Source organism: Mesorhizobium sp. M0518, from assembly GCF_040321125.1.
Lineage (GTDB): Bacteria > Pseudomonadota > Alphaproteobacteria > Rhizobiales > Rhizobiaceae > Mesorhizobium.
The window spans coordinates 65,565-91,009 of sequence record NZ_JAMYQY010000019.1 but is presented as its reverse complement, the minus strand read 5'-3'; the positions used below and the strand labels follow the sequence as shown (position 1 = coordinate 91,009).

Annotated in this window: 25 protein-coding genes and 1 pseudogene; 7 read left to right on the top strand and 19 right to left on the bottom strand. The window is 61.3% G+C overall.

Annotation, left to right across the window (positions count from 1 at the left end):
- Positions 1-63 precede the first annotated feature (63 nt).
- From lpxB to NKI66_RS24670, 13 genes are all read right to left on the bottom strand, one after another.
- Entirely contained in the window at positions 64-1,242 is a 1,179-nt protein-coding gene (gene lpxB, locus NKI66_RS24730) for a lipid-A-disaccharide synthase (protein ID WP_023812923.1), read from the bottom strand.
- Positions 1,235-2,152 (bottom strand): LpxI family protein, encoded by a 918-nt coding sequence (locus NKI66_RS24725; protein ID WP_023812924.1) that lies wholly within the window; start codon positions 2,150-2,152, stop codon positions 1,235-1,237. The genes lpxB and NKI66_RS24725 overlap by 8 nt, the downstream gene beginning before the upstream one ends.
- Positions 2,124-2,957, bottom strand: a complete 834-nt coding sequence (gene lpxA / locus NKI66_RS24720) for an acyl-ACP--UDP-N-acetylglucosamine O-acyltransferase (RefSeq protein ID WP_023812925.1) — start codon at positions 2,955-2,957, stop codon at positions 2,124-2,126. Before lpxA ends, NKI66_RS24725 begins: the two co-directional genes overlap by 29 nt.
- A 13-nt stretch (positions 2,958-2,970) precedes the next feature.
- Positions 2,971-3,438, bottom strand: a complete 468-nt coding sequence (gene fabZ / locus NKI66_RS24715) for a 3-hydroxyacyl-ACP dehydratase FabZ (protein ID WP_013531753.1) — start codon at positions 3,436-3,438, stop codon at positions 2,971-2,973.
- On the bottom strand, positions 3,431-4,489 hold the full coding sequence (gene lpxD, locus NKI66_RS24710) for a UDP-3-O-(3-hydroxymyristoyl)glucosamine N-acyltransferase (RefSeq protein ID WP_023812926.1): 1,059 nt from the start codon (positions 4,487-4,489) through the stop codon (positions 3,431-3,433). The genes fabZ and lpxD overlap by 8 nt, the downstream gene beginning before the upstream one ends.
- Positions 4,490-4,564: 75 nt before the next feature.
- Complete coding sequence (gene bamA / locus NKI66_RS24705) at positions 4,565-6,931, bottom strand: outer membrane protein assembly factor BamA (protein ID WP_352442395.1); 2,367 nt, start codon at positions 6,929-6,931, stop codon at positions 4,565-4,567.
- A 217-nt stretch (positions 6,932-7,148) separates the two neighbouring features.
- Complete coding sequence (rseP, locus tag NKI66_RS24700; protein ID WP_023812928.1) at positions 7,149-8,291, bottom strand: RIP metalloprotease RseP; 1,143 nt, start codon at positions 8,289-8,291, stop codon at positions 7,149-7,151.
- Between the two features lie 104 nt (positions 8,292-8,395).
- On the bottom strand, positions 8,396-9,211 hold the full coding sequence (locus tag NKI66_RS24695; RefSeq protein ID WP_023812929.1) for a phosphatidate cytidylyltransferase: 816 nt from the start codon (positions 9,209-9,211) through the stop codon (positions 8,396-8,398).
- Positions 9,208-9,942: an isoprenyl transferase gene (locus NKI66_RS24690; RefSeq protein WP_023812930.1), complete on the bottom strand. Its 735-nt coding sequence runs from the start codon at positions 9,940-9,942 to the stop codon at positions 9,208-9,210. The genes NKI66_RS24695 and NKI66_RS24690 overlap by 4 nt, the downstream gene beginning before the upstream one ends.
- A 34-nt stretch (positions 9,943-9,976) precedes the next feature.
- Positions 9,977-10,531, bottom strand: a complete 555-nt coding sequence (gene frr / locus NKI66_RS24685; protein ID WP_023812931.1) for a ribosome recycling factor — start codon at positions 10,529-10,531, stop codon at positions 9,977-9,979.
- A 99-nt stretch (positions 10,532-10,630) separates the two neighbouring features.
- Positions 10,631-11,353, bottom strand: a complete 723-nt coding sequence (pyrH, locus tag NKI66_RS24680) for a UMP kinase (RefSeq protein WP_013531760.1) — start codon at positions 11,351-11,353, stop codon at positions 10,631-10,633.
- A 147-nt stretch (positions 11,354-11,500) separates the two neighbouring features.
- Entirely contained in the window at positions 11,501-12,607 is a 1,107-nt protein-coding gene (locus tag NKI66_RS24675; protein WP_023812932.1) for an aldo/keto reductase, read from the bottom strand.
- Positions 12,608-12,645: 38 nt separating this feature from the next.
- A complete protein-coding gene (locus NKI66_RS24670; RefSeq protein WP_128303617.1) occupies positions 12,646-13,173 on the bottom strand; it encodes a nuclear transport factor 2 family protein in 528 nt (175 codons plus the stop codon).
- Positions 13,174-13,289: 116 nt separating this feature from the next.
- On the opposite strand from NKI66_RS24670, the gene NKI66_RS24665 reads away from it, so the two are divergent.
- Positions 13,290-14,216: a LysR family transcriptional regulator gene (locus tag NKI66_RS24665; RefSeq protein WP_127295546.1), complete on the top strand. Its 927-nt coding sequence runs from the start codon at positions 13,290-13,292 to the stop codon at positions 14,214-14,216.
- A gap of 21 nt (positions 14,217-14,237) precedes the next feature.
- Here the strand turns inward: NKI66_RS24665 and tsf are convergent, their stop codons facing one another.
- The 5 genes from tsf to NKI66_RS24640 form a co-directional block, all read right to left on the bottom strand.
- On the bottom strand, positions 14,238-15,158 hold the full coding sequence (tsf, locus tag NKI66_RS24660; RefSeq protein ID WP_023812936.1) for a translation elongation factor Ts: 921 nt from the start codon (positions 15,156-15,158) through the stop codon (positions 14,238-14,240).
- A 109-nt stretch (positions 15,159-15,267) separates the two neighbouring features.
- On the bottom strand, positions 15,268-16,056 hold the full coding sequence (rpsB, locus tag NKI66_RS24655) for a 30S ribosomal protein S2 (protein ID WP_023812937.1): 789 nt from the start codon (positions 16,054-16,056) through the stop codon (positions 15,268-15,270).
- 203 nt (positions 16,057-16,259) lie between these two features.
- Positions 16,260-16,538: a DUF4031 domain-containing protein gene (locus NKI66_RS24650; protein WP_128303613.1), complete on the bottom strand. Its 279-nt coding sequence runs from the start codon at positions 16,536-16,538 to the stop codon at positions 16,260-16,262.
- Positions 16,539-16,581: 43 nt separating this feature from the next.
- Positions 16,582-17,880, bottom strand: coding sequence for a lysophospholipid acyltransferase family protein (locus NKI66_RS24645; protein ID WP_352753305.1), 1,299 nt, complete (start codon positions 17,878-17,880; stop codon positions 16,582-16,584).
- Positions 17,881-17,993: 113 nt separating this feature from the next.
- Complete coding sequence (locus tag NKI66_RS24640; protein ID WP_023812940.1) at positions 17,994-18,821, bottom strand: cell envelope integrity EipB family protein; 828 nt, start codon at positions 18,819-18,821, stop codon at positions 17,994-17,996.
- 138 nt (positions 18,822-18,959) lie between these two features.
- On the opposite strand from NKI66_RS24640, the gene NKI66_RS24635 reads away from it, so the two are divergent.
- The 5 genes from NKI66_RS24635 to NKI66_RS24615 all read left to right on the top strand — a co-directional run bounded on the left by NKI66_RS24635 (position 18,960) and on the right by NKI66_RS24615 (position 23,279).
- A complete protein-coding gene (locus NKI66_RS24635; protein ID WP_023812941.1) occupies positions 18,960-19,424 on the top strand; it encodes a RidA family protein in 465 nt (154 codons plus the stop codon).
- A gap of 14 nt (positions 19,425-19,438) precedes the next feature.
- Complete coding sequence (locus NKI66_RS24630) at positions 19,439-20,167, top strand: glycerophosphodiester phosphodiesterase (protein ID WP_127295554.1); 729 nt, start codon at positions 19,439-19,441, stop codon at positions 20,165-20,167.
- Positions 20,168-20,217: 50 nt separating this feature from the next.
- A complete protein-coding gene (locus NKI66_RS24625) occupies positions 20,218-21,432 on the top strand; it encodes a GNAT family N-acetyltransferase (RefSeq protein ID WP_352753302.1) in 1,215 nt (404 codons plus the stop codon).
- Between the two features lie 90 nt (positions 21,433-21,522).
- Positions 21,523-21,954: an HIT family protein gene (locus NKI66_RS24620; protein ID WP_352753300.1), complete on the top strand. Its 432-nt coding sequence runs from the start codon at positions 21,523-21,525 to the stop codon at positions 21,952-21,954.
- A 182-nt stretch (positions 21,955-22,136) separates the two neighbouring features.
- Complete coding sequence (locus NKI66_RS24615; RefSeq protein ID WP_352753298.1) at positions 22,137-23,279, top strand: phosphatase PAP2 family protein; 1,143 nt, start codon at positions 22,137-22,139, stop codon at positions 23,277-23,279.
- A 42-nt stretch (positions 23,280-23,321) separates the two neighbouring features.
- On the opposite strand, the pseudogene NKI66_RS24610 reads toward NKI66_RS24615, so the two are convergent.
- A pseudogene (locus tag NKI66_RS24610) lies at positions 23,322-23,959 on the bottom strand (chloramphenicol phosphotransferase CPT family protein).
- Between the two features lie 76 nt (positions 23,960-24,035).
- On the opposite strand from NKI66_RS24610, the gene NKI66_RS24605 reads away from it, so the two are divergent.
- A protein-coding gene (locus NKI66_RS24605; RefSeq protein WP_502895240.1) for an IS3 family transposase occupies positions 24,036-25,390 on the top strand; the annotation gives its coding sequence in 2 pieces (ribosomal slippage) (positions 24,036-24,501 and positions 24,501-25,390; 1,356 coding nt in all).
- The last annotated feature ends 55 nt before the right edge of the window (positions 25,391-25,445 follow it).

The following is a 25,445-nucleotide window of genomic DNA, read 5'->3' as shown; positions in this document are numbered from 1 at the left end:
GATTGGGGATTGGGCAGTAGGCAGTAGGCAGTAGGCAGTAGGCACGGTCAACTTCCCTACTCCCTACTGACTATTCCCTCTCTTGATATACCGCATCACCACCTGCGCGGCGATCTCGCCGGACGGTCTATCCGTCGCCATGCGCCGCGTGATCTCTGCAAATCCATTCTTCTGCCAGGCGCGCATGCCGCTGTCGGCGAACAGGGCTTCCAATTGCCGGGCCAGATTGTTCGGCTTGATGTAGCCGTCGTAGAATTCCGGAATAAGCGCTCGATCCGATATCAGATTGGGCAGCAGCGCCGACCAGACGGAAACGAGGTACGGCGCCAAGACGCGCGCGACCGGGTCGAGCCTGTAGCAGGAAATCATCGGCACGCCGGCCAGCGCCAGTTCCAGCGATACCGTCCCGGACGCGATCAGCGCCGCATCGGCTTTGCCGAAAGCCTGCCATTTGCGTTGGGGATCGACGATGATCTCAGGCTTTTCATCCCAGCGGTTGACGGAGGATTTGACGAGGTCGGCGACATGCGGAACGGTCGGCAGCAGCAGCCGTAGGCGGTGGCCACGCGCACGCAGAATCGACACCGTCTCGCCGAACGGGTCGAGCAGCCGCCGTACCTCGCCACGCCGCGAACCGGGCAGGACGAGCAGGGTCTTGACGCGATCAGGAGAAAGGTCGCGCGGCAGCTCCTGCGCCTTGGCTGCGGCCAGCAAGCCCGCATCGTGGGTCAGGCGATGCCCGACATAAGTGCCCGGTGGCCCGCCGAGCCGATCGAGCTCCTTGACCTCGAAAGGCAGGATGCAGAGGATGTGGTCGACATAGGGCTTCATCGCCACCGCCCTGCCCGGCCGCCACGCCCATACGCTCGGGCAGACATAGTGGATGATCGGAATCGACGGGTTGGCCGCACGCACCTTTTTGGCGACGCGCAACGAAAAGTCCGGACTGTCGATGGTGACAAGGCAGTCCGGCTTTTCGTCGGCAACGGTCTTGGCCAGTTGGCTGATCCGCCGTATCAGGCGCGGCAGGTCGCGCAGGACGGCACTGAACCCCATGAGGGCGATCTCACCGGCATCGAATGGCGAGACCAGTCCCAGCGCCTGCAAATGACGGCCGCCGAGGCCGACGAGTTGCACCTCGCGCCCGGCCGCCTGCCTGAGCGAGCGTACTATGTCGGCGCCGAGCAGGTCGCCGGACTCCTCTCCGGCAACGATCGCGATCTTCAATACCCTGTCAGCCATTACGCGGCTCCGTGGCGACAGGCAGGCCAAGGACGAACAGGCCGAGTGCATTGGCGCGTGCGATGGTTTCAGGACCTTCGAGGATCAGCGAGCGTCCCGCCTCGACGGCAATGCCGGCGAGCCCGGCCGCGTGCGCTGCCTCGACCGTCTGCGGACCGATGGATGGAAGATCGGCGCGCAGTTCCTGACCAGGCTTGGCGCACTTGACGAGGACGCCGCGGGTCTTGCCCGCAATACGGCCGTGGCCGCGCAGCAGCTTCGCACGATCAAGCAGGCCGGCTGTTCCTTCGATGCCTTCCAGCGCGATTGCCCGGCCGCCAACGGCGATCGCCGCCTGGCCGACATCCAGCGCCCCGATGGCCTTTGCTGCCGCAAGGCCCGCCTCAATATCGCGCCAGTCCAATTTTCGCGGTTCGGTCTTGGTCAGCACGCCTTCGGCGGCGACAAGATTCGGCACTACTTCGTGGGCGCCAACGACCTTTATTCCACGCGCTTCGAGGCCCCGTGCCAAGATCTTTAGAAGACCATCATCGCCACGCGCGAGCGCCATGACGACCAAAGGAATCACCGCGAGCAGGCTGAGACTGGGGCGCAGCGCAAGCAATCGCGGCCGGCGCTTGATCTCGCCTGCAAGCACCAGATGGGTGATCCGGTGCCGCCGCAGCAATGGGACGAGCGAGCCTATACCTTCCAGAGCGAGGTTTTCGTGATCGTATCGGGAGAGTTCCGCGATGCGGTCGACTTCGCCTTCCATCAGGATGACGAAGGGCGGATAACCTTGTTCAGCCGAACCGGCCGCGACTTCGACCGGCAGACTGCCGCCGCCGGCAATGATGCCGACCCTGGAGCCCGGCGGAAGATCAAGACGCGCTGCCGCTGTCTCAGTCTTCGTCATCGACATCGTCGCCATCGCCGCCCTTGAGCGACGGCACAGCATAGTGCCGCTTGCCGCGACTGGTGATGAAATCGATGATCTTCATGGCGGTCGGCGACGACGCGAACTCCGCCTTGGCGAATTCGATGTTCTCGCCAACGGTGCGGGAACGATCGAAGATCATCCTGTAAGCCTTGCGCAGCACAAGGATTTCGGACCTCGGCAGACCGGAACGCTTGAGGCCGATGATGTTGAGACCGCGCAGGCTGGCGCGGTTGCCGACCGCGATGGCAAAGGGAATGACATCGCCGACGATCGCCGAGCAGCCGCCCAGAAAGGCGTTGTCGCCGATGCGAACAAACTGATGCACAGCGGTCAGGCCGCCGATATAGACATTGTTGCCGACCTCGCAGTGGCCGCCCAGCGTTGCGCCATTGGCGAACGTCGCATTGTTGCCGACGACGCAATCATGGGCGATATGTGCGTAGGCAAGGAAATTGCCATTGTCGCCGACCGTGGTCTCGCCGCGGCTGGAATCGGTGCCGAGATGCATGGTCACACCTTCGCGGATCGTGCAGTTCTTGCCGATGACCAGGGTGGTGCGGCCGCCCTTGTGCTTGGTGTTTTGCGGCGGTGCGCCCAATGTCGCCATCGGATAGACCTTGGTCGAGGCGCCGATCGACGTCGCGCCCATCACCGAGACATGACTGACCAGTTCGACGTCGTCGCCGATCACCACATCGGCACCGACATGGCAGAACGGTCCGATGCGCACACCTTGGCCGATTTGAGCGCCTTCCTCCACAACGGAGGAAGCATGGATGGATGTTTTGATTTTCATAAGCACTCGATCGTCAGTCGCTGGTGACCATCATGGCTGAAATCTCGGCCTCGGCCGCCTTGGCGCCGTCGACCATAGCTTCACAAGCGAATTTGAGCAGATTGCCGCGTTTCTTGATTTTCTTGACATAGATCTTCAACTGGTCGCCGGGAACGACCGGTTTGCGGAATTTGGCGTTGTCGATGGTCAGGAAATAGACCAGCGACGGCTTTTCGGTGCCCAGGCTGCGGATACAGATGGCGCCGGCCGTCTGCGCCATCGCCTCAACGATGAGCACACCCGGCATGACCGGCTGCTCAGGGAAATGGCCCTGAAAATGCGGCTCGTTTATGGTCACGTTCTTGATGCCGATGGCGGATTCGTCGCCATCGATGTCGACGATACGATCGATCATCAGGAACGGATAGCGGTGCGGCAGGAGCTTCATCAGCCCCATGATGTCGACCGCTTCCAGCGTCGTCGACGCGATCATGTCAGCCATTGCCTCCCTCGCCCTGTTTGCGGGTCCTGGCGAGCTTGCGCAGCATGGCTATCTCCCGCATGGCTTCCGCCATCGGCTGTGCCGGATAGCCGCCCCAGATCTCGCCTGCAGGGACATTGCTCATAAATCCACTTCTGGCGGCAAGCTTGGCCCCTGTCCCTATGGTCAGGTGATCCGCAAGCCCGACGCCGCCGCCCATGGTGACATTGTCACCCACGACCACAGAACCCGAAATACCCGAAAGCCCGGCTATTATGCAATTGCGGCCGATGCGGACGTTATGGGCGATCTGCACGAGATTGTCGATCTTGGTGCCCTGGCCGATGACCGTATCGGACATGGCGCCGCGATCGACGGTGGTGTTGGAGCCGATCTCGACGTCATCCTGGATAACGACACGGCCGATCTGCGGCACGCGCTCGGGACCCTTGGCCCCGCCAACGAACCCAAAACCATCCTGGCCTATCCTGGCGCCGCCATGAATGATGACGCGATTGCCGATCAAGGCATACTGGATGCTAGCGCCTGGACCGACATAGCCGTCGCGGCCGATCTGGCAAGATGATCCGATGACCGCATTTGGGGCGATGACGGTACCGCTGCCGATCGAAGCACCTGGCCCGATGACCGCGCCGGCTTCGATGACGGCACCGGCTTCGACATGCGCGGTCGCATCGACATGAGCGTGCGGCGAGACGCCGGTTTCACTGGTCATCGGCCCTGGTGTCGCCGCCCTCGGAAACAGCAGACGCCCGACAAACGCGAAGGCCTGTTGCGGACGCGGATGAACCAGAACGGCAACGCCGGCCGGCGCCTTGCCGGCAAATTCCGCCGGGCACAGGACCGCGGCTGCCCGCAGCGACGGCATCAGCGCGGAATTGCGCTTGCCGTCGACAAAGACGAGCGCATTCTCGCCGCCCTCGCTGGCTGGCGCGAGTGCTTCGATCGAAATATCTGAGTGGCCGGAATCGACGAGCACCGAGCCGGTCAGATTCGCGACTTCGCCCGCCGTATACCGGCGTGATGGCGCGAAGAACACCGGATCGGTCATTCCAGAAGCTATATCCACCTAGGTCGGAACATTTCTCCCGGACCCTGAAGACCCGGGAGCATCGTTGGCCGCCGATCAGAAGCGGGTCGATATGCCGAAGTTGAATTCCTGCACGTCGTCGCGCGCTTCCTTCTTGACCGGGATCGCATAGTCGATACGGATCGGACCGAACGGCGACGCCCACATCAGGCCGAGGCCGACCGAGGCACGCAACTTCATGCCGACCGAGTCCTGGGTGACGCCAGCGGTGTCGACCTTGCTTCCATAGAGCGTTGCCGCATCCGCGAAGACAGCGCCACGCAAGCCGAAGCTTTCCGGTACGACCGGCAACGGAAACTGAGCTTCTGCGGACGCATTGAAATAGGTCGTGCCGCCGAGATGGTCGCCCGTAGCAATATCGACAGGACCGATGCCGCCATAGGCAAAGCCACGGATCATGCGATCGGTGCTCTGGAATTGATCGAAGATCCGCAGACCATCGCTGCCGTATCCTTCAACATGGCCAGCGCCACCTGAAATGAGCCCGACTAGGTCGTACTGCTCCGACAACGTCTGGTAGATGCTGCCGCGCCCCGTGACCTTCACGAACTTGGCATCACCGCCGAGGCCTGCGACTTCTACCGTCGTGGTGGCGTAGATACCCTCGTGCGGGCTCTTCATATCGTCGATGGTGTTGTAGACCAGCCCGAGGCTGACCGACGACTTGATCCAAGGGCTTTGTTCGATGCCATCCAGGATAGCCGTGGAAACGTCACACTTCGCCGGATCGTAAACGCCGCCGGTCACGCAATCGTCTTCCAGCTTATACTTTTCTTGCGAGATGTTGTACGCCAACTGGGTCGAGATGCTGTCGGTGATCGGCAGACCGAAGCGCACCGTCGCGCCCACAGTGTCGCTTTCGTAGTTGTCGTATTCCCTGGTCTGCTTGAAGATGTCGAAACCGGCAGCGATGCGCCGTCCGAGGAAATAAGGCTCGGTGAAGGACAGGCTGTAGTCGCGTGAATTCTTGCCGCCGCCCGCCGACAGCTTGATGAACTGGCCACGACCGAGGAAGTTGCGCTCGGTCACCGAGCCTTCGACCGACGGACCGGCCGTGTCGCCACCGGTCGAATAACCAGCGCCTACCGAGAACTCGCCGGTCGATTTCTCGACCACATCGACCACCAGAACGACCTGGTCAGGCTGCGAGCCCGGCACGGTCGAGATGTCGACTTTCTCAAAGTAATTCAAGTTTTCCAAACGCTTCTTCGCGCGCTGGATGAGCACCTGGTTGAAGGCATCGCCTTCGCTGACGTCGAACTCACGGCGAATGACATAGTCACGCGTGCGATCGTTGCCGCGGATCTCGATGCGTTCGATATAGGCCTTGGTGCCCTGGTCGATCGTATAGACAACCGAAATGGTGTGGTTCTCGAAATTGCGGTCGCCGCGCGGCGTGACCTGCGCGAAGGCATAGCCGGAACCGGCCACCTTCTCGGTCAGCGCGATGATGGAATCCTCTACGTTCTTGGCGTTGTAGACGTCACCCTTGTGGGTCTCGATCACCGATTCCAGCGACTTGCCGTCGACTTCAGGGATCGAGCTCTCGACGCTGACGTCACCGAACGTGTAGCGGTCGCCTTCCTGGACGGTGATGGTGACCGTGTACTTGTTCGTCGCACTGTCGAGTTCACCGACAGCGGACACGACCTGGAAGTCGGCATACCCATGATTGTAGTAAAAGCGACGCAGCAGCTCCTGGTCGGCGCGCAGCTTGTCGTCGTCATAGACGTCGTCGCGCAGGATGAAGGAAACCCAGGACGAACGCTTGGTGTTGATGATATCCGACAGGCGGCGGCTGGAATAGGCGCTATTGCCGACGAAATTGATCGCCGCGATCTGCGTGCGATCGCCTTCAGCGATGTTGAAGACAACATTTACGCGATTGTCGCCAAGCTGCATGACCTGCGTGGTCACGGTCACATCGTCGCGACCAATGCGCCTGTATGCAGCCTTGACCGATTCCACGTCGGCATCGAGCGTCGCCTGCGAGAACGTTCCGCGCGGCTTCAGCTGCACGGCCGCCGCAAGCGCATTGTCCTTGAGCTTCTTGTTGTTCTGGAACAGCACCTGGTTGACAACCTGGTACTCGGCAACCTTGACCACCAGCGTCGAGCCGACCTGGTTGATCTGCACGTCCGAAAACAGGCCTGTGCCGAAGAGCGCCTTGACCGCACCGTCGATATCGGAACTGGAGAAAGCCTTGCCCGGCTTGATGGTGATGTAATTGCGGATGGTCTCAGCGTCGATACGCTGATTGCCGCTCACTTCGACTCTGCTGACGACAGCGGCTTCAGCCGCCGATGTGGCAACGAACTGCACTGCGAGCGCGCCTGGCACGACCATGGCCGCGGACAGGGTCACCGCGGACGCGGCGCTTAGAAACTTGGATGCTGCCTTCATCGGGCTTAATAACCTTTTCTCGTAGTCCCCACGGCGAGAAAACCGGACGTGCGGTAATTTCCCCTACCGTATTAACCGGATTTTCCCTACACGCAAGGCTTCTGGTTAATTTGTATTTACTTAACCCTGCGGCGTGGCTTTCGCGTCACTCATATCCCCTTGCATGGTAAACGGCGTCTCAACATCGTCCATGCAGAAGCCAAATTTCTTCATGATTTCAGCACCCAAACAGATCGTTCCAAAAAACGAACCCCATGAAGCACAGCACCAGAAGCAACCCGGCCCGATAGGCCATTTCCATCATCCGTTCCGACACCGGACGGCGAATGACAGCCTCCACCCCGTAGAACAAGAGGTGACCGCCGTCGAGGGGGGGAATCGGCAAAAGGTTCAGAATTCCGATGCCAACGGATAGCAGTGCAACCAGCTGCACGAGCCATTCGAATCCCAGTTTCGCAGCCCTGCCCGCCATGTCGGCTATCTTCACCGGACCGCCCAGCTGACATTTGTCTTCGCGCCCGACAACAAAGCGCTGCAGGAACTGGCCGGTGCGCTGGATGACGTGACCGGTTTCCTCGACCGCCGCCGCGACCGCTCCGACCGGCGTGTAGGTGATGAGCCTCGGCTGGCCGAGTTCCTTGTTATTGACGACACCGATCACGGCGACCTTGACCTTGTTGCCGAGCGCGTCTTCCTGTTCCATCAGCCGCGGCGCCGCGGTCACAGTGACCTCCTGGCCGTCGCGCAGCATGACGAAGGTGATTGCGTCGTCGGCACGGCCCGAGACCAGGCGTTGAACGTCGCCAAAGGTTTCGACCTTGTTGCCGTCGACGCTGACGAATCGGTCGCCGGGAAGAATGCCGGCCTTCGCCGCCGGGCTGTCGGCGGTCACCTCGGCCACCATGGGCTCGGCGACATAGCGGCCATAGGCGGTGAACAGCACGGAAAAGACGACGATCGTCAGCAGGAAATTGAACAACGGTCCGGCCACCACCGTTGCCGCGCGCTTCCAGATCGGCTGCGTGTGGAAGGCGACCTTGCGCTCTTCCTCGGTCAGCGTTTCAATTTCTTCCGACGTGGGCTGGCTCGATGTGGCGTTCATGTCGCCGACGAATTTGACATAGCCGCCAAGCGGTATCGCACACAGTTTCCAGCGCGTGCCGTGGCTGTCGTTGAAGCCGAAAAGTTCCGGGCCGAAGCCGATCGAGAAGGCCCTGACACCGATGCCGCACCAGCGCCCGACAAGGTAATGGCCCATTTCATGGACGAACACGACCACTGTCAGCACGAAGAGGAATGGCACCAGCGTGCCCAGGACAAAGCCTTCTGTGCTGAAAAGCGCGTGAAGAATCTCGTTCAAGACAAACCCTCAAATTCTTCCACGGCGCAGACTGCGCCGTGACTGTGACACCAATCCGGGCGAATCCAAGGCGCACCGCGCATAGGACCCTGAAATGACATCGCTCAAACGGGAAACAGACCCTGCGCCGGATGATCGGCGTTCGCCGAAATCCAGCCGATGACGTATAGGGCGAATGCCGCTGCGACAAGCCCGTCGACACGATCCATGACGCCGCCATGGCCCGGGATGAGCGCCCCCGAATCCTTGCGGCCATGGCGGCGCTTGATCCAGGATTCGAACAGGTCGCCTGCCTGCGAGACAATCGACAGCACGAGCGCGACCAAGCCGAGCAATACCAGATTGCCGACACCGGCAGCTGCGGCGAGGACCAGCCCGGCGACGACGCCGCCGACAGCGCCGCCGAGTGCGCCGCTGCGCGTCTTGCCGGGCGAGATCGCCGGCGCCAGTTTCGGCCCCCCAACGGCGCGCCCCACGAAATAGGCAAGGATATCGGTGGCCCAGACGACCGCGAACAGGAACAGGATGGCAATGAGGCCTGAACGATCGCCATCCCGCAGCAAGGCGAGCGACAGGCCTGAAACCGCGGCATAGGCAAGGCCGCTCGCATCCCATTGTCCGGTCTTGCGAACCGAGGCGGCTATCGCCGTTGCGGCAACAATGGCCGCCACAAGCGGTAGCAGCCAGGAGGAGGCCAGGCCGCCAATCAAGGCGCCAATGAAGACAACCAGCAGTGCTTCCGGCAGGAAACCCAGACCCGTTGCCCCGGTTGGCCGCGACATGCGGGTCCATTCATAGAAGATCGCCGCTACGATCACGGCACACAGCAGCCGGAACGGCAAACCGCCGATCCAGGTCAAGCCGAGAGTGATGATGGCGAGCACGATCGCCGAAACGATACGGAGTTGAAGATTGCTCATCCCGCGGCCGGTCGCGAAGCGACGTCCTGGCCTCCAAGTCCGCCGAAACGGCGTTCGCGGCCAGCAAACTCACGCAAAGCTTCCGCAAGGTGCTCGCGGCTGAAGTCGGGCCAATAGCAAGGCAGGAAGACGAGTTCGCTATAGGCGGCTTGCCACAGAAGGAAGTTTGACAACCGAAGCTCGCCGCTGGTGCGGATGACGAGTTCCGGGTCGGGAATGCCTTGCGTATCAAGCGCGCCGGCAAAACTTTCGGCTGATATCGCCTCGGCGTCGAGTTCGCCACGCGCCACGGCCGCCGCAAGCTTTTGTGCCGTGCGAACGATTTCGTCTCGTCCGCCATAGTTGAAGGCGATCACCAGCGTCAGCGATTCGTTTGCGGCCGTCAGCGTTTCGGCCTCATCGAGCAGTCCCCTGATATCAGACTGCAGCCCTGCCCGGTCGCCGATGATTCTAACCCGCACACCGCTCTGGTGCAGTTCAGCAAGGTCACGGCGGATGAACATTTTCAAGAGGCCCATCAGGTCGCTGACCTCGGACTTCGGCCGCGACCAATTCTCCGACGAGAAAGCATAGACGGTCAGGTAGGAAATGCCGAGCCCAGGTGCCGCGCGCACCGTCTTGCGCAGCGCCTCGACACCGGCACGGTGGCCCGCAAGACGGGGCATGCCGCGCGCCTTGGCCCAGCGTCCGTTTCCGTCCATGATGATCGCGACATGCGCGGGCGTTGCCATGTTCTTGCTTTCGGGTCAGCCGGCGGCCATGACCCTAAACCTGCATGATTTCAGCTTCCTTATCGGAAAGCAGGTGGTCGATGTTGCTGATCGTCTCGTCGGTAAGTTTCTGGACCTGGTCCGAGCGCTTGCGCTGATCGTCTTCGCTGATGTCGCCGTCCTTCTCCGCCTTCTTCAGGAAGTCCATGCCGTCGCGGCGCACATGGCGCGCGGCGACACGGGCGTTCTCGGCGTAGGTGTGCGAGATCTTGACCAGTTCCTTGCGGCGCTGTTCGTTAAGTTCGGGAAGTGGAATCCTGAGGTTGGTGCCGTCTACGATCGGGTTGAACCCCAAATTGGATTCGCGGATCGCGCGGTCGACCGCGCCAACCATCGACTTGTCCCATACCGATACCGAGATCATGCGCGGCTCCGGCACCGAGACGTTGGCGACCTGATTGATCGGCATGGTGGTGCCGTAGGCCTGCACCTGGATCGCATCGAGCAGATTGCTGGAGGCGCGACCGGTCCGCAGCGAGGCCAGATCATGCTTGAACGCGGCAATGGCCCCATCCATGCGCCGCTTGAGATCGTCGTACTCACCACTCATCTTTATCTCCTCGACCGTCTAATGCGGGCTCACTGCTTCGGGGCCGTCTTCGAATCGAACTTCCGAAAACCGGCTTCCCTTTTCGGGTCAGGCCGCCGATCAATCGTCCGCGACGACCGTGCAGCGGCCGCCGCCCCTCAGAATATCGCCGAAACCACCTTTTTCGTGGATCGAATAGACGATTATCGGAATGTTGTTTTCGCGCGCAAGTGCAATCGCAGCGGTATCCATGATGGAAAGGCCGCGATTTATGACTTCGCCATGGCTGATGCGCTCGAAACGCGTCGCATTCGGGTCCTTCTTCGGGTCCGCCGAGTAGACGCCGTCGACCTGAGTGCCCTTGAACAGCGCGTCGGCGCCGATTTCAGCGGCGCGAAGGGCTGCGGCCGAATCAGTGGTGAAGAATGGATTGCCGGTGCCGCCGGCAAAGATCACCACCTTGCCCTGGTTCATGTAGGCGGTCGCCTGGCGCTGCGAAAAGCTCTCGCAAAGTTCGGGCATGGCGATCGCCGAAAGCACCACGGCGTCGACGCCGATCTTGTTCAACGACGTGCGCAGCGCCAGCGAGTTGATCACCGTGGCAAGCATGCCCATGTGGTCGCCGGTGACACGGTCGCCGCCCTTGGAGGCAACGGCCACGCCGCGAAAGATGTTGCCGCCGCCGATGACGACGCCGACCTCGATGCCCAATGCACGCGCCTCGGCGATGTCGCCGGCGATGCGATCCACTACTGAAACGTCGATGCCGAAATGCTGCTCGCCCATCAGTGCTTCGCCCGACGCTTTCAGCAAGACACGTCGGTAGAGGGGCTTCACCGTCATCTGGGCCTCTTCATTTGCATGTGGCGCGTTCCGGGTGGCTGCTCTGGCGCAGGCGCGCCATCCGAAACAATGGCGTTCCGATACACGAAGGGCGCCGCGATGTCACGCGGCGCCCAAACGGCAAATTGCCGGTTTCCTGCCCATTGATCAATTGGTGGACACGCTGGCCGACTCTCCTTCGATAAGCACCGGTGACACGTAGTTGGGGGGCTTGTCGCCGGTTGTCGCGCCGCCGGTAACGCGCGCCTGTATCTGCGAACCGAAATAGGAATAGGGAAACGGCGCTGGAGTTCTGCTGGCTCTCTCCAGCCGGTCGCGATGCGCTTTCGGAATCTCGAAATCCAGCGCGCCAAGATTGTCATGCATTTGGCTGAGCGTCGTCGCACCGAGGATGACGGTTGCGATCCCCGGCTGCGTGGCCACCCAGTTGAGCGCGACCTGAGGCATGCTGCGGCCGACCTCGGATGCGACCTTCTCGAGTTCGGCCACGATAGCCCAGTTGCGTTGCGTGAACTTTTGGAAACCCGGATGCGTCGAGTTGCGAAATCCGTCGAGGCGGCCGTTTCCGGTCTGGGCCGGTCGATACTTGCCGCTCAGCAAACCGCCGGCCAGCGGGCTCCACACCATGATGCCGGCGCCATGGCGCGTGCCGAATGGCACGAACTCGTTCTCGATCGCGCGTTCGGCCAGCGAATATTCGAGCTGTAGCGCCGAAACCGGCTCATATCCTCGCAATTCGGCGATCGCCTGTGCGCGGCCCGCATACCAGGCGGGCACATCGGAAAGGCCGACATGGCGCACCTTGCCCATCCGGACCAGGTCGTCCAGCGTGCGCATGACCTCTTCAGCCGGGGTCAGCCTGTCCCAGACATGCATGAGATAGAGATCGATATAGTCGGTCCCCAACCGTTTCAGCGAAGCATCGACGGCCCGCATGATGTTCTTGCGGCCGTTGCCGCCAGCATTCGGATTGCCGGGCTGCATGTTCATGGTGAACTTGCTGGCTATCACCGCCGTGTCGCGCAGCCCGCGCTCGGCGATGAATTCACCAAGCCAGGCTTCGGCCGTGCCATCTGTGTAGAGATCCGCCGTGTCGAACACATTGCCGCCCGCCTCGACATAGGCGTCGAAAATCGCCCGCGCCGTATCCCTGTCGGCTCCCCAGCCCCATTCCTTGCCGAAAGTCATCGTGCCCAGTGCCAGTCGGCTGACCCTAAGGCCGCTGTTGCCAAGAGTGTAGTAGGTCATGGTCATGATCGTCTTCCAATGCTTGGTGATAGATACCCCGCGCGTCACTGGCCCGGAGTGTTCTTGACCCAGGGATTGCCGCGCTCGTGTGTCATGTGGAACGCGAAGCCATCGACCTTCCAGCCATCCGCAAAACGCGTCAGGTGATGCTCATAGGTGCCCCAGACCTCCCAAAGCGGGTCGCCATTGCCTTCCATCCGGTTCCAAGCATAGCCGTTCGACAGGACAGTCGCCGTGTCCGCCTTGAGAGCGACCTGGTGATTGGTGCGCAGATGCAGGCTTGTCTTGCTGCCCTTGAGGTTGGCCGCCCAAGCGCCAACCAGATCGTCGGAAGCGATGTTGGCCGCCGGCTGTCCGGAGAGACTGCTGAAGTCGGCGGTGATCCGATCCGCAAAATAGCCGCGTGCAAGTTTCCAGTCCTGGGCGTCAACGGCCCGGTCGATGGCATCGGCAATGCGAATGACCGCGCGTTCGTCTGCAAGGGCCCGCCAGTCTGATGGCTCCGCCCCACCGGCATCCATCGGCGCCAACGCCATGCCTGCCGTGAAAGTTACGTGCTTTAACGTGTTCATGTCTCGTCTCCTCAGTGCCATCAGCCGATCGCCGATGAGTTGGCGACAATGTGGACCACCGCCTTGGCATCGATAAGGTTGCATTGTTCGCAAAGACCATGCGATATCATTCATGAATGGATCGCGATCTGCTCAGCCATCTTCCGGTCGTGGTCGCCGTTGCCCGGCGTGGCGGCTTCGCGCTTGCCGCCGCCGAACTCGGCATGAGCCCTTCGGCGGTCAGCCATGCGGTGCGCATTGTCGAAGAGCGGATCGGCCAGCCCTTGTTCGCCCGCACGACGCGCAGCGTTTCGCTCACCGAGGCCGGCAAGGCGCTGGTGGAAACGGCGGCTCCGGCCCTCCAGGATATTGCCGAGCGGATGGACCGCATCCGCAGCGTCAAAGGCAGGCCGTCTGGCCTGCTCAGGATCAACGCCTCCAACATAGCGATACCATTGGCGGTGACGCCGGTGGTCGCGGCGATGGCCGAGCGCTATCCGGAGGTTACGGTCGAGGTCTTCGCTGACCAGGGTCTGGTTGATATCGTCGGCGAAGGCTTCGATGCCGGCGTCCGGCTTGGCGAGATGATCGCTCAGGACATGGTTGCGGTCCGGCTGACGCCGCCATTCTCCGTCGTCATCGTCGCCTCGCCCGCCTATATCGGAAGGCACGGCCGTCCCGGCGGCGTTGCCGACCTGGCGAACCACAATTGTATCGGCTACCGGCTCGTCCGCTCCGGTGCGCTCTATCGCTGGGATTTGATCGAGGATGGCAAGGACATCGCCATGGAGACGCGGGGCAGCGTTGTCGTGACGGATTCGCTCGCAGCAATCGATCTTGCGCTTGCAGGCGTCGGGCTTGCCTATGTGTTCGAGCCGCTGGCGCGCGCCGATCTTGCCGCGGGCCGCCTCGTCCAGGTGCTGCCGCAGACGGCGATCGAGGAACCGGGGCTATTCCTCTATTTCCCTCGCCGGGCGGCGATGGCGCCGAAGCTCAGGGCCTTTATCGACACCGCACAAGAAATCGGCCGGGCCTCCTTGCGGACACCCGGCCGAGTTGCCTGAGTTCGTGAGCCCTGGAAAGGGCTATTTCTTGACCGCTGCAGCGACTTCCGCGGCGAAATCGGTCTCTTCCTTCTCGATGCCCTCGCCCAGCGCAAAGCGCAGGTAGGCGGTGATCTTGGCCGGCGCACCAATCTCCTTCTCGGCATCCTTCAGCGCCTTCTCGACAGTGATGTCGGGATTGAGCACGAAGGCCTGCTTCAGGAGCACGACTTCCTCGTAGAACTTGCGCAGACGGCCCTCGACCATCTTCTCGATGATCGCTTCCGGCTTGCCGGACTGGCGCGCCTGGTCGGAGAAGATCGCCTTCTCGCGTTCGACCGCGGCCGGATCGATCTGCTCTGCCGTCAGCGCCAGAGGGTTGGTGGCGGCAACATGCATCGCCACCTGGCGGCCAAAGGCGTTGGCGGCATGCTCATTGCCCGTGGTCTCGATCGCGACCAGCACGCCGAGTTTGCCAAGGCCGTCGGCAACCGCGTTGTGAACGTAGGTAGCGACAGCGCCGTGCGGAACGGTGAGCTTGGCCGAGCGGCGGAAGCCCATGTTTTCGCCGATGGTGCCGACAGCGTCCTTGATGGTGTCGGCAACCGACTTGTCGGACCCCGGATACTTTGCGGCGGCCACAGCCTCCGTCGTGCCATAGGCCAGCGCAACCTTGGCAACGTTGGCGACGATTTCCTGAAACGCGGCGTTGCGGGCCACGAAGTCGGTCTCGGAATTGACTTCCACGACGGCAGCTTCGCGCACGCCATTGTCGACGCCGATCAGACCTTCAGCCGCGGTGCGGCCAGCCTTCTTGTCGGCCTTGGAGATACCCTTCTTGCGCAGCCAGTCGACGGCCTCTTCCATGTTGCCGTTGGTCTCGGTCAACGCGGCCTTGCAATCCATCATGCCCGCGCCGGTCAAGTCGCGGAGTTCTTTGACCTGTGCAGCCGAAATGCTCATTGTCGCCTCTTTGTTTTAAATGCACCGACGCACCATCGGTATTCGATGGTGCGTCTGTTTAGCGTGCCAGAATATGAGAAAGATGAAAGCCGCAACCGGCCTTCGATTATCAAGCTTCGGGAGCTTCCGACGCCGGGGCCGGAGCCGGGTCGAGCGCGGGTTCGACCGGAGCTTCGACCGAAGCGCCGATGTCGACGCCGAGCGCGCCCTGCTGGCGGGCGATGCCGTCGATCGCAGCCTTGGCGATCAGGTCGCAATAGAGCTGGATGGCACGGGCCGCGTCGTCATTGCCGGGGATCGGGAAGTCGATCTTGTCCGGATCGCAGTTCGAATCGATGATGGCGACGACCGGGATGCCGAGGCGCTTGGCCTCGAGGATGGCGATCGCTTCCTTGTTGGTGTCGATCACGAACATCAGGTCGGGCGTCGAGCCCATGTCCTTGATGCCGCCCAGCGCCTTGTCGAGCTTCTCGCGCTCGCGGTCGAGGTTGAGGCGTTCCTTCTTGGTCAACCCTTGCGCTTCGCCGGCCAGCATCTCGTCGAGCTTGCGCAGGCGCTGGATCGAGTTCGAGATCGTCTTCCAGTTGGTCAGCATGCCGCCGAGCCAACGCGAGTTGACATAATACTGAGCCGAACGCTGTGCCGCATCGGCGACGATGTCGGAGGCCTGGCGCTTGGTGCCGACGAACAGCACGCGGCCACCTTTGGCAACGGTGTCGGAAACCTGCTTCAGCGCCTGGTGCAGCAAAGGCACCGTCTGCGACAGGTCGATGATGTGGATGTTGTTGCGGGCGCCATAGATGTAGGGCGCCATCTTCGGGTTCCAGCGGTGGGTCTGGTGGCCGAAGTGAATGCCAGCTTCCAAAAGCTGGCGCATGCTGAAATCAGGCAGTGCCATTCAAAGTTCCTTTCCGGTTAGCCTCCACGGACACAGGCATTTTTGGACTTTGTCCTCGAACGCCACCGGAGGTTTCAGCCGGATTTCTCCCGGGCAGACACCAAAGTCCGTGTGTGGAATGAGCGCGCATATAGAGGGGATGCGCGATAAACGCAAGCGCCGCAGGATCCGTGGTGTTGCGTGCGACGATCCGCGCCCTGCTGTCAGCGCTTGACCTTGCCGTTCGGCACCCGCACCCGCCGGAAGACCGCGACGATCTCCTCGCGGCTGCATTCGATAGCGCCGAGCCGCACCGCACGATCACGCTCGAAGCCCGTTATGTCATAATGCGGCGCCGAAGTCTTGGGCGGTCCCTGGTACGATGAACGCTTGATGGCCAGCTCCGCGGCGAAGCGATGCAGTTCGTCGGTGTCGTCGGCCAACAGATGGCACCAGCGATGGCCGGCCCAGTTCCAGATCGCTGCGTCGACATAGACTGCCATGAGGCTTGCCGTATTCCTTCATCTTGCGCCGACAGGCACTCGTCTAGCGATAATAGAAGGGATTCGGATATAAAATGAAGCCGCCGCCGGCCTCGACTTCAGCCACGGTGCTGGTGATTGTGTCCTGCATGCGACGATGCAACTCGGCAACCGCATCGTCGATCGAGCCGGCATACTCATGCAGGCCCAGCGCCTCCGGCACCCGGATATGGGCGCAACGCGGTCCGGCCGGCTGCGGAATGAACCGGTTGATCGTGTCACGCAGTCCGCCCCGGCAATAGTCGTTGCGGACCCGCTTCAGATGTTCGGCGATCTCTTCCAGGCTGATGCGCGGGTTGGCCGCGGCCCAGGGCCCGACGCGTTGCAGCCTCTGAATCGTGTCGGCGAGCGCGCGGACCTGCTTTCGGCCTTCCGCATCGCCACTGTTTTCGCGCTGCCAACGACGCGCCCGCCGCAGAAGTTCGGTTGCGTCGGTGACATCAGTGTCGGGCGAGATGCTTTCGCCGAGTCGGCGGCCGAGTTCAGCAACCAACGCCTGCTGGCGCTCGGCATAGGTTGCGCCTTCGTCGGATGGCATGCCCGATGCTGCTTCATCGCGGGCCAGCAGCGTCGAATAGACATGGTGGATGCGCTGCGGCAGCGTGTCGGTCGCAAGGCGTTCTATTTTCAGGCTTTTCTCGACATAGGCGCATTCCTTCGCCAGCGCCGCTTCGACATTCCCGGTGAAGGCAAGCTTCCAGACGACTGGCGCGATCCAGACCTTGAAATCCGGATCCGTGGCCCGGCCGCGCTTGAGGGCCTCAAGCCCCATCTCGACGGCACCCGGCAGCAAAGGCGCAACGATGTTGGCATGCCAGCCAACGCCGCCTTCGGGATGCAGCAGCACGCCATGGCCTTTCAAGGCCCAGGCGACGGAGTGTTCCTTGGCTGCCCCGCTGTTGCCCGGAATCTGGGCGATCAGATTGTTGGCCAGCCAGAACTTCTGCATCAGCCGGCCAAGGCCGTTGACGACACCATTGGTTGCCCATGAGGCCGTGAGCGGGCTGACCTGCGACACAATCTCCTTGTCGATCATCCAGTCGGTGAAGAACTCGGGATGATTGGGCGTGATGAAGGTCGCCTTCCCTGCCCCGCAACTGGCCTTCAGCCGCTCAAGATCGGCGTCGGGAAAGTCGATATGGCGGACATTGGCGACGCCGCGAAGACCGGCCAGGCGATTGAACGGCAACAGATCCCGAAATCCGGGAATGCCGCGCAGCATGACGATCCGGTTGACGGATGTCATGGCCCTGATCAGTGCCGGGTTGGGCCGCGGCGCGACGAATGTATCGATCCTGCTCAAGCTGATCCCCCTCGCGCCTGGACGCTGGGAGAGGTTGAGAGACGATTGCGGCACGTTCAAGTCGATCGCAACGACCACGCCGTGTCGTGGTAAATCAACTGCCTAGACCGGCACTATTTGGCGGGGCAGGGTTTCGTCTGGTCGAACAGCGACAGGTTGACCAGCTTGCCGGTCATCGAGAAGTCGCCATAGTCCATGACGAGATCGCGGGTGATGCCGTTCTCATGCAGCTTGAAGCTGATACGGTATTCCGGCACCTCTTCGCCCGTCTTGTTGGTGTCGTCGAAATAGGCGATGTCGACCGGCCAGTATTTGTCCGTGGCGAGCTTTGCCAGTGCCGAAGCTTCCGGGTCGGCCTTGTCGGCATCGGTTTTCTTGCCGACCACGACAGTGGTGGTCATCACCTTGTTGGCGTCTTCGGAACCGTCGAACAGGTTCGTTTCGTAAAAATTCTCGCCTTTTTCGGCCTTGCCGATCAGCTCGACCAGGTGCTGGGTCGGAAATTGGGTTGTCGCCAGCTCGACGCTGTTCTTTTCAGGCTTGTCGATGTCGACCTTCAGGCCCTTGGTCTCTTTCGTGGCGATGCCCTTGACCTCCTTGTCGAGGTTCTGGTCGACGAAGGATTTTGTCACGAACGAAAAAGTCTTGCCTTCGGCGTCCTCGAAAGTGGTCGTCTGCTGGTCGGTCAACCTGGTGTTGTCGGCGGTGACGATCTGGGTGACGAAGCGGAATTTCACCGTATAGCCTTCGCAGGCCGAGCCATTGAACTCATAGACCATGCGGCCGGATATGCCCGTGATGCCGGACTGATCGGAAGCCTTTTTCAGGGTAAGATCGTAGACGGCGCGGTGGGCTTGCAGCGCCGGCGCGGCAAAGGCAGGGCCTATCGAGAGGGCTCCCGACAACAGGACGGCATGGAATGCGAGGCGCGTTGCGCGCATGAGGTACTCCGATCGTCGCGACTGATGGCAGGCCGCAGGGAAAGATGGTCCAGCTTAAAAAAAGTCGTGGCGGAAGCGAGGCAAAAATAGCAATTTCGGCCCGGCCGGCGCGGCGTCACCAAGCAATAGGGAAATACCATGAGTGAAACAATCGAAAAGCGGCTAAGTGATCTGGGTGTGACGCTTCCCGTCGCCGCCGCGCCCGCCGCCAACTACGTGCCCTATTGCCGGACCGGCAATCTGCTGTTCACCGCCGGGCAATTGCCGCTCAAGGACGGCAAGCTGCAGGCGAGCGGGCTGTTAGGTCGCGATCTGGATACGGCAGGCGGCAAGGACGCGGCAAAATACTGCGCGATCAACATCCTGGCGCAGGCCAAGGCAGCACTCGGCGACCTCGAGAAGATTAGCCGTCTGGTGAAGATCACCGTTTTCGTCGCCTCGGCACCTGAGTTCGTCGAGCAGCATCTGGTTGCCAACGGCGCCTCCGATTTCCTGGTGGCGGCCCTTGGCGAACGTGGCAAGCATGCGCGCTCCGCCGTCGGCACCGCCTGCCTGCCGCTTAATGCCGCAGTGGAAATCGAAGCCGTCTTCGAAATCGAATGAGCCAGGGGACAGATATGACCGACCTATCCTGGCTGACCGCCCGGCCCGTCGCCCATCGCGGCTTCCACGACATGAACAAGACGCGCTGGGAAAACACGCTGTCGGCCTTCGCCGCGGCCGCCGAACGCGGCTATGCCATCGAATGCGACGTCCACCTGTCGTCCGACCGCGTTCCAGTCGTCATCCATGACGGCGATCTCAAGCGCCTGACCGGCCAGGATGGTTTCGTCTGGCAGCGTACCGCAGCTGAACTCGCGGCGCTCAGGGTCGGCGGCACGGCGGACCATGTGCCGACGCTGCAGGAAGCGCTCGACCTGGTGAACGGCCGCGTGCCATTGGTGGTCGAGTTGAAAGGCACGCCCGGCTATGACGAAGGCCTGGTGGCAAGCGTCGGCAAGATGCTCAAGCGCTACAAGGGCAAAGCGGCGATCATGTCGTTCGACCACTGGCTGGTCCGCGATTTTCCGAAGGACGCGCCGGGTATCCCAGGGGGGCTCACCGCCTACGGCAAGGACGTCGGGCTGATCGAGGCGCATTTCGCCATGCTGGCGCATAAGATCGCCTTCACCTCCTATGCCGCAGGCGACCTGCCGAACCCATTCGTCAGCTTCGTGCGCGAAAAGCTGAAAATGCCTGTTATCACCTGGACGGTGCACGACCAGCCGGCGGTCGACCTGACCTTCAGATATGCCGACCAGATGACGTTCGAGGGGTTTGAGCCCGATCTGGTCAAAGTCGCATGAGTGTCTGAAACGTGACTTGTACCAGGCCGGACGGAGCTTAAATAAGCCTCATGGATCAGGGCGACGAGGGCGACGGACAAACGGCCAATGCGGACTATTCGATCCGCGTCGCCGCCGGCATCGGCGCCTTCACCTGTGATGAATGGAACAGCTTTGCCGGAACCGCGCGCGGAGATTCAGAAACCAGTTACAATCCTTTGGTTTCCTTCGCTTTTCTAAGTGCGCTCGAAGATTCTGGATGCGCCGTGCGGCGTACCGGCTGGCAGGGCCATCACCTCAGGCTGGAGGACGGGCAAGGCAGATTGCTGGGCGCGGTGCCCTGTTATCTCAAATCGCACAGCCAGGGCGAATATGTGTTCGATCATGGCTGGTCGGATGCCTTCGAGCGCGCCGGCGGCCGTTACTATCCCAAACTGCAAAGTGCCGTGCCGTTCTCCCCGGTCACCGGCCCTCGCCTGCTGGTCAGCAAAGGCGAGGACAGCGCCAAAGTGAAGGCCGGTCTCGCGGCGGGCCTGAAGGCAGTGACGCAAAAACTCGGCGTCTCTTCCGCGCATGTCACCTTTGCGCAAGAGAGCGATGTGGAGGTGCTGGAAGCGGCCGGTTTCCTGCACCGCACCGACCAGCAATTCCATTTCTTCAACGAAGGCTTTTCGACCTATGACGACTTCCTCGCCACCCTTGCCTCGCGCAAGCGAAAGGCGATGAAGAAGGAAAGGCGTGAAGCGCTTGCCCCAGGCATTTCGATCGACCGGCTGACCGGCAAGGACCTCACGGAGAAGGCCTGGGACGATTTCTTCGCCTTCTACATGGACACCGGCAGCCGCAAATGGGGTCGGCCCTATCTCAACCGTCAATTCTTTTCGCTGATCGGCGAACGCATGGCCGACGACATCCTGCTGGTGATGGCGAGGCGCAACGGGCGATACATTGCCGGGGCCATCAATTTCATCGGCTCCGACGCACTCTATGGCCGCAACTGGGGCTGTATCGAGGACCATCCCTTCCTGCATTTCGAGGTCTGCTATCACCAGGCGATCGACTTCGCCATCGAGCGCAAGCTGAAGGTGGTGGAGGCGGGCGCGCAGGGCGAGCACAAGCTGGCGCGCGGCTACCGGCCGGTGACCATGCATTCCGCGCACTACATTGCACACCCAGGCCTGCGCAATGCCGTCGCCGATTATCTCAGGCGTGAACGCCACGAGGTGGAGCGGATGAGCGAATATCTCGAGGGGCACACCCCGTTCCGCAAGGATTTAGAAGAGTAGCGACCGGCTGCCCGGAAGGGCAGGGTCGACGATCGCCTTGCCGACTTTCGACGGCTTCGCTACACGAAAGTCACAATCCGGAGCATTGCCATGGCTGAAACCGCCTATGACACCGACAACATTTTCGCGAAAATCCTGCGCGGCGAAATTCCCTCGCACCGCGTCTACGAGGACGATGCGTTCATAGCCTTCATGGATGTGATGCCGCAGGGGCCGGGCCATACGCTGGTGGTGCCGAAGGCGCCATCGCGCAACCTGCTCGACGCCGACCCGTCAATTTTCGGCCATCTCTTGAACGTCGTTCAGAAAGTGGCGCTGGCGGTGAAAAAGGCCTTTGGCGCCGACGGCGTCACCATCATGCAGTTCAATGAGCCGGCATCGGGGCAAACCGTCTATCATCTGCATGTACATGTCATTCCGCGCTTCGACGGCATCCCGCTGAAGTCGCACACGGGAGGAATGGAGAAGCCGGAGGTGCTGACCGAAAATGCCGAAAAGATCCGGACTGCGCTCAAAAATTGAGAGCGAGAGGTCAGCCGATGTGGCGGACCGGGTAGCGCCGTTTAGCCGAGAAGACGATTCTAGTGCCCGGCCGTGCCGGCGCCGGGACTCAACGTTTGCAACTCTAATCGTCTGATTAGGAAATATTGAACCGTCTCACGGTAAAACAGTAACGGCGTGGCGAGCTGTGGGGCTTCAAAACCATGGAAGATTCGGTTGCGGCATCGGCCCCGCTGACGGGGGCAATTTTCGGACGTGCTTTTCTTGGTATCTTGGCGGATGCCTTTTGGCGACACCGGCTGCTGCACGCTATGGCTGCCTCAGCGCTGCTTCTGGCAAGCGCAGTCGGGTGGCACACTGGAAACATGCCGGATTTCGGCGTTCTGGAGGAATACGCCGAGTATCTTTTCATCGCCTTCTGGATTTGCGGCTCAGCCCTTGCACTTGGGACGCTTTTCCACCTTGCGCTGGTCCAGCGGGATACCGAACCGCTGCACACCTTCCTCAAGTCACTGGGTAGATTCTTTGGCGATGCCGAACGCATTGCCAACAGCCTGAATGGCCTGGGTGCGGGTCTTGCCTTCATATCCTCGATCGGTGTGTTGAAGGGAGCCATTGCAATCCTCTCTCCGTTTGCATGGGACAAAGCATTGGCTCACGCCGATCGCATCCTGCATTTCGGTCGAGCCCCGCACGAATGGTTGTGGTTTGTCGTCCAGTCGCCGCTTGCGTTGAAGATCATCAACATCGCGTACAATTTCTGGTTCGTCGTGCTCATCACCACGGTTTTCACCGTGTGCATCACACGCAAGGATACGAAGCTGCGTCACCAGTTCCTGATGAGCTTCATGACGATGTGGACGCTGGGTGGCTTCTTCCTCGCGATGGGCCTGTCGTCGGCTGGCCCTTGCTTTTACGAGCGATTGGGGTTCGGCAACGACTTTCACCCCCTCATGCAAGCACTTGCCGTTGCCGATCGCGTCTATCCGATCTGGGCGCTCAGCACGCAGGATATGCTGTGGAGTGGCTATACCGGCGCAACTACCGGCAGCGTCGGTATATCCGCCTTCCCATCCCTGCACGTTGCGATGGCGGTGCTGTTCGCCCTCTATGCAACACGGCGGTCTCGGCTGGCCGGTCTTGTGATGTGGTTATTCGCCGGCGTCATTATGGTCGGTTCCGTCGTACTTGGCTGGCACTATGCCGTGGATGGCTATGCGGGTGCATTCCTGATGATCGCGATCTGGAAGGCGTGCGGATATTTGGTGACACGTTTCGCGTCGGACCGCATGGCCGCTGAAATCGAGAGCTCCACCATGCAATCGCCGGCCGTATGCGGGCTGTAAATTCGCCGATCTGGACGAACCCGCCTGCGGCGGCCATGCCGGTCAAAACGGCTCAAGGGCCGCGCTGGATGGGTTGAATAGTTTCTGAAACGCTGTTGGATACGGTGCTTGCCGAAGCTGCTCTGCGATCGTATCCGCGCATTGCCCAGGGCTGAGGAGCGAGGTGTCGACTTCCAGATCGTACACGCCTGGGCGGTGGACCTCTTCTTGCCACAGACGCACGGGCAGCGGGACGGGATCATCGGGCGAGCCGGTTACATATCCCTTGTCTGCCGCGCTGGCCGCACGCCTTTCCATGATGATTTCCGGCGGGCAGCGAACACCGACAAACAGCACCGGCAGACCTACAAGCCGGCGCGCGCAATCGGCCACAATGTGAAGTGGTCTCGAATAAGCATCGTGATGGCCGACATCCGCCACGACATTCAGCCCCAGCCGGCTGTGGGCGGCAATCGATTCGTAGAGCGCGGCGTATATCCGGGCACGAGGCCCTCAAGGTCCGGACGCTCGCCGCCGGGCCGCAATCCTATCCCAGGCCGATAGCGTGCCGGCGTAGCCTGCTCGTAAACGTCGACGCCGAGATTGATCCAGACGCCATCGAAGCTCTCCTGAACAGCACTGGCGATGCTTGATTTTCCCGATCTCGGTGCACCGTTCAGAATGATGACCTGCCCGGCCATGTGTTTCCTCGTTCAATGAAAAAGCCCCGTTTTGAACTGACCCCCGAAAGTTGGACACAACCTTCGGGGGTTTTGCATGTCCAAATACAGCGAGAGTTTCAAGCGCTCGGTTGTCGATAGCTATTTAGGCGGGGATGAGAGCTGCGCGAGTGCGGCGTCGATGCATGGCGTTGATGCGGCCACTGTTCGCAAGTGGGTTGCGTTGTACCAGGCGCATGGCGATGCCGGGCTATCTGGTAAGTACGGTCGTTACGACGCGGCGTTCAGGCTGTCGGTGCTTGAGCGAATGTGGGAGGAAGGTCTGTCGTATCGGCAGACGGCTGCATTGTTCAATATCCGCAATGCCAGTTGCCTGACGGGCTGGGAGAAGCGCTATCATGCGGGCGGGATAGAGGCGCTCGGCCCACGTCCCAGAGGACGACCCATGTCAAAGCCGCCGTCCCCCGCAGTGCCTGTTGCAGCCAGTGACGAGGCCAAAAGCCGCGAAGAACTGCTGGCTGAGCTGAAGCATCTGCGGATGGAGAACGACTACCTAAAAAAACTAGAGGCCTTAACGCAGGGACATGCGCTCAAAAAGCGCAAGCCGTCCAGGCGTTAAGGCCGTTGCATTCGCTTGAGGGGCTGCTCGAGCTGGCGAAGCTTGCGCGCAGCACGTTCTATTACAGACAGAAAGCAGCGAAGCGCTCGGACCGCCATGCGGCGCTGAAGGCGGCGATCAAGGCCATCTTCGACAGCCACAAGGGTCGCTACGGCTATCGCCGGGTGACTGCGCAACTGCACCGGTTGGGCCGGCGCGTCAACCACAAGACCGTCCAGAGCCTGATGGCCGGGATGGGATTGAAGTCGCTGGTCAGGCCGAAGAAGTATCGCTCCTACAGGGGCGAGGCTGGGCGGACCGCTCCCGATCTGTTGCAGCGCAAGTTCGGCGCCGACCGCGCCAACCGCAAATGGGTGACCGACGTGACGGAGTTCAGCCTGGCCGGCGACAAGCTCTATCTGTCCCCGGTCATGGATCTCTACAATGGCGAGATCGTCGCGTTCGAGACGGCGCGGCGGCCACGCTTCAAAATGGTGGACAATATGCTGACCAAAGCCCTCGCCCGGCTTGGTGAGAACGAAAGGCCGATCCTGCATTCCGATCAGGGATGGCAGTATCAGATGTCGGCATTCCAACGCAGGCTGGAAGCCAGAGGCCTCCAACAGAGCATGTCACGCAAAGGCAATTGCCTCGACAACGCCCCAATGGAGAGCTTCTTTGCCATCCTCAAATCCGAGCTCTTCCATCCCGGAACCTTCGACACCGTTCAAAGCCTGGACGACGCCATCACGGACTACATCGACTATTACAACCACCGCCGCATCAAACTGAAACTGAAAGGGCTGGCCCCTGTGCAATACAGGAACCAGCCCTTAAACCTACCAACTCAATGAACCGTCCAACTTTATGGGGTCAGTTCATTTCCGGGGCTTTTTCGACTTTCGTCAA

Bases quoted from the DNA above. Each gene is read 5' to 3' on its own strand.
- NKI66_RS24640 (WP_023812940.1), bottom strand. From the start codon at position 18,821: ATGCGCGCAACGCGCCTCGCATTCCATGCCGTCCTGTTGTCGGGAGCC.
- NKI66_RS24620 (WP_352753300.1), top strand. From the start codon at position 21,523: ATGGCTGAAACCGCCTATGACACCGACAACATTTTCGCGAAAATCCTG.
- NKI66_RS24625 (WP_352753302.1), top strand. From the start codon at position 20,218: ATGGATCAGGGCGACGAGGGCGACGGACAAACGGCCAATGCGGACTAT.
- lpxA (WP_023812925.1), bottom strand. From the start codon at position 2,957: ATGAAAATCAAAACATCCATCCATGCTTCCTCCGTTGTGGAGGAAGGC.
- NKI66_RS24725 (WP_023812924.1), bottom strand. From the start codon at position 2,152: ATGGCGACGATGTCGATGACGAAGACTGAGACAGCGGCAGCGCGTCTT.
- lpxD (WP_023812926.1), bottom strand. From the start codon at position 4,489: ATGACCGATCCGGTGTTCTTCGCGCCATCACGCCGGTATACGGCGGGC.
- NKI66_RS24650 (WP_128303613.1), bottom strand. From the start codon at position 16,538: ATGGCAGTCTATGTCGACGCAGCGATCTGGAACTGGGCCGGCCATCGC.
- NKI66_RS24630 (WP_127295554.1), top strand. From the start codon at position 19,439: ATGACCGACCTATCCTGGCTGACCGCCCGGCCCGTCGCCCATCGCGGC.
- tsf (WP_023812936.1), bottom strand. From the start codon at position 15,158: ATGAGCATTTCGGCTGCACAGGTCAAAGAACTCCGCGACTTGACCGGC.
- NKI66_RS24635 (WP_023812941.1), top strand. From the start codon at position 18,960: ATGAGTGAAACAATCGAAAAGCGGCTAAGTGATCTGGGTGTGACGCTT.
- bamA (WP_352442395.1), bottom strand. From the start codon at position 6,931: ATGAAGGCAGCATCCAAGTTTCTAAGCGCCGCGTCCGCGGTGACCCTG.
- NKI66_RS24690 (WP_023812930.1), bottom strand. From the start codon at position 9,942: ATGGCAACGCCCGCGCATGTCGCGATCATCATGGACGGAAACGGACGC.
- NKI66_RS24615 (WP_352753298.1), top strand. From the start codon at position 22,137: ATGGAAGATTCGGTTGCGGCATCGGCCCCGCTGACGGGGGCAATTTTC.
- rpsB (WP_023812937.1), bottom strand. From the start codon at position 16,056: ATGGCACTGCCTGATTTCAGCATGCGCCAGCTTTTGGAAGCTGGCATT.
- NKI66_RS24665 (WP_127295546.1), top strand. From the start codon at position 13,290: ATGGATCGCGATCTGCTCAGCCATCTTCCGGTCGTGGTCGCCGTTGCC.
- NKI66_RS24695 (WP_023812929.1), bottom strand. From the start codon at position 9,211: ATGAGCAATCTTCAACTCCGTATCGTTTCGGCGATCGTGCTCGCCATC.
- frr (WP_023812931.1), bottom strand. From the start codon at position 10,531: ATGAGTGGTGAGTACGACGATCTCAAGCGGCGCATGGATGGGGCCATT.
- NKI66_RS24670 (WP_128303617.1), bottom strand. From the start codon at position 13,173: ATGAACACGTTAAAGCACGTAACTTTCACGGCAGGCATGGCGTTGGCG.
- lpxB (WP_023812923.1), bottom strand. From the start codon at position 1,242: ATGGCTGACAGGGTATTGAAGATCGCGATCGTTGCCGGAGAGGAGTCC.
- pyrH (WP_013531760.1), bottom strand. From the start codon at position 11,353: ATGACGGTGAAGCCCCTCTACCGACGTGTCTTGCTGAAAGCGTCGGGC.
- NKI66_RS24675 (WP_023812932.1), bottom strand. From the start codon at position 12,607: ATGACCATGACCTACTACACTCTTGGCAACAGCGGCCTTAGGGTCAGC.
- fabZ (WP_013531753.1), bottom strand. From the start codon at position 3,438: ATGGCTGACATGATCGCGTCGACGACGCTGGAAGCGGTCGACATCATG.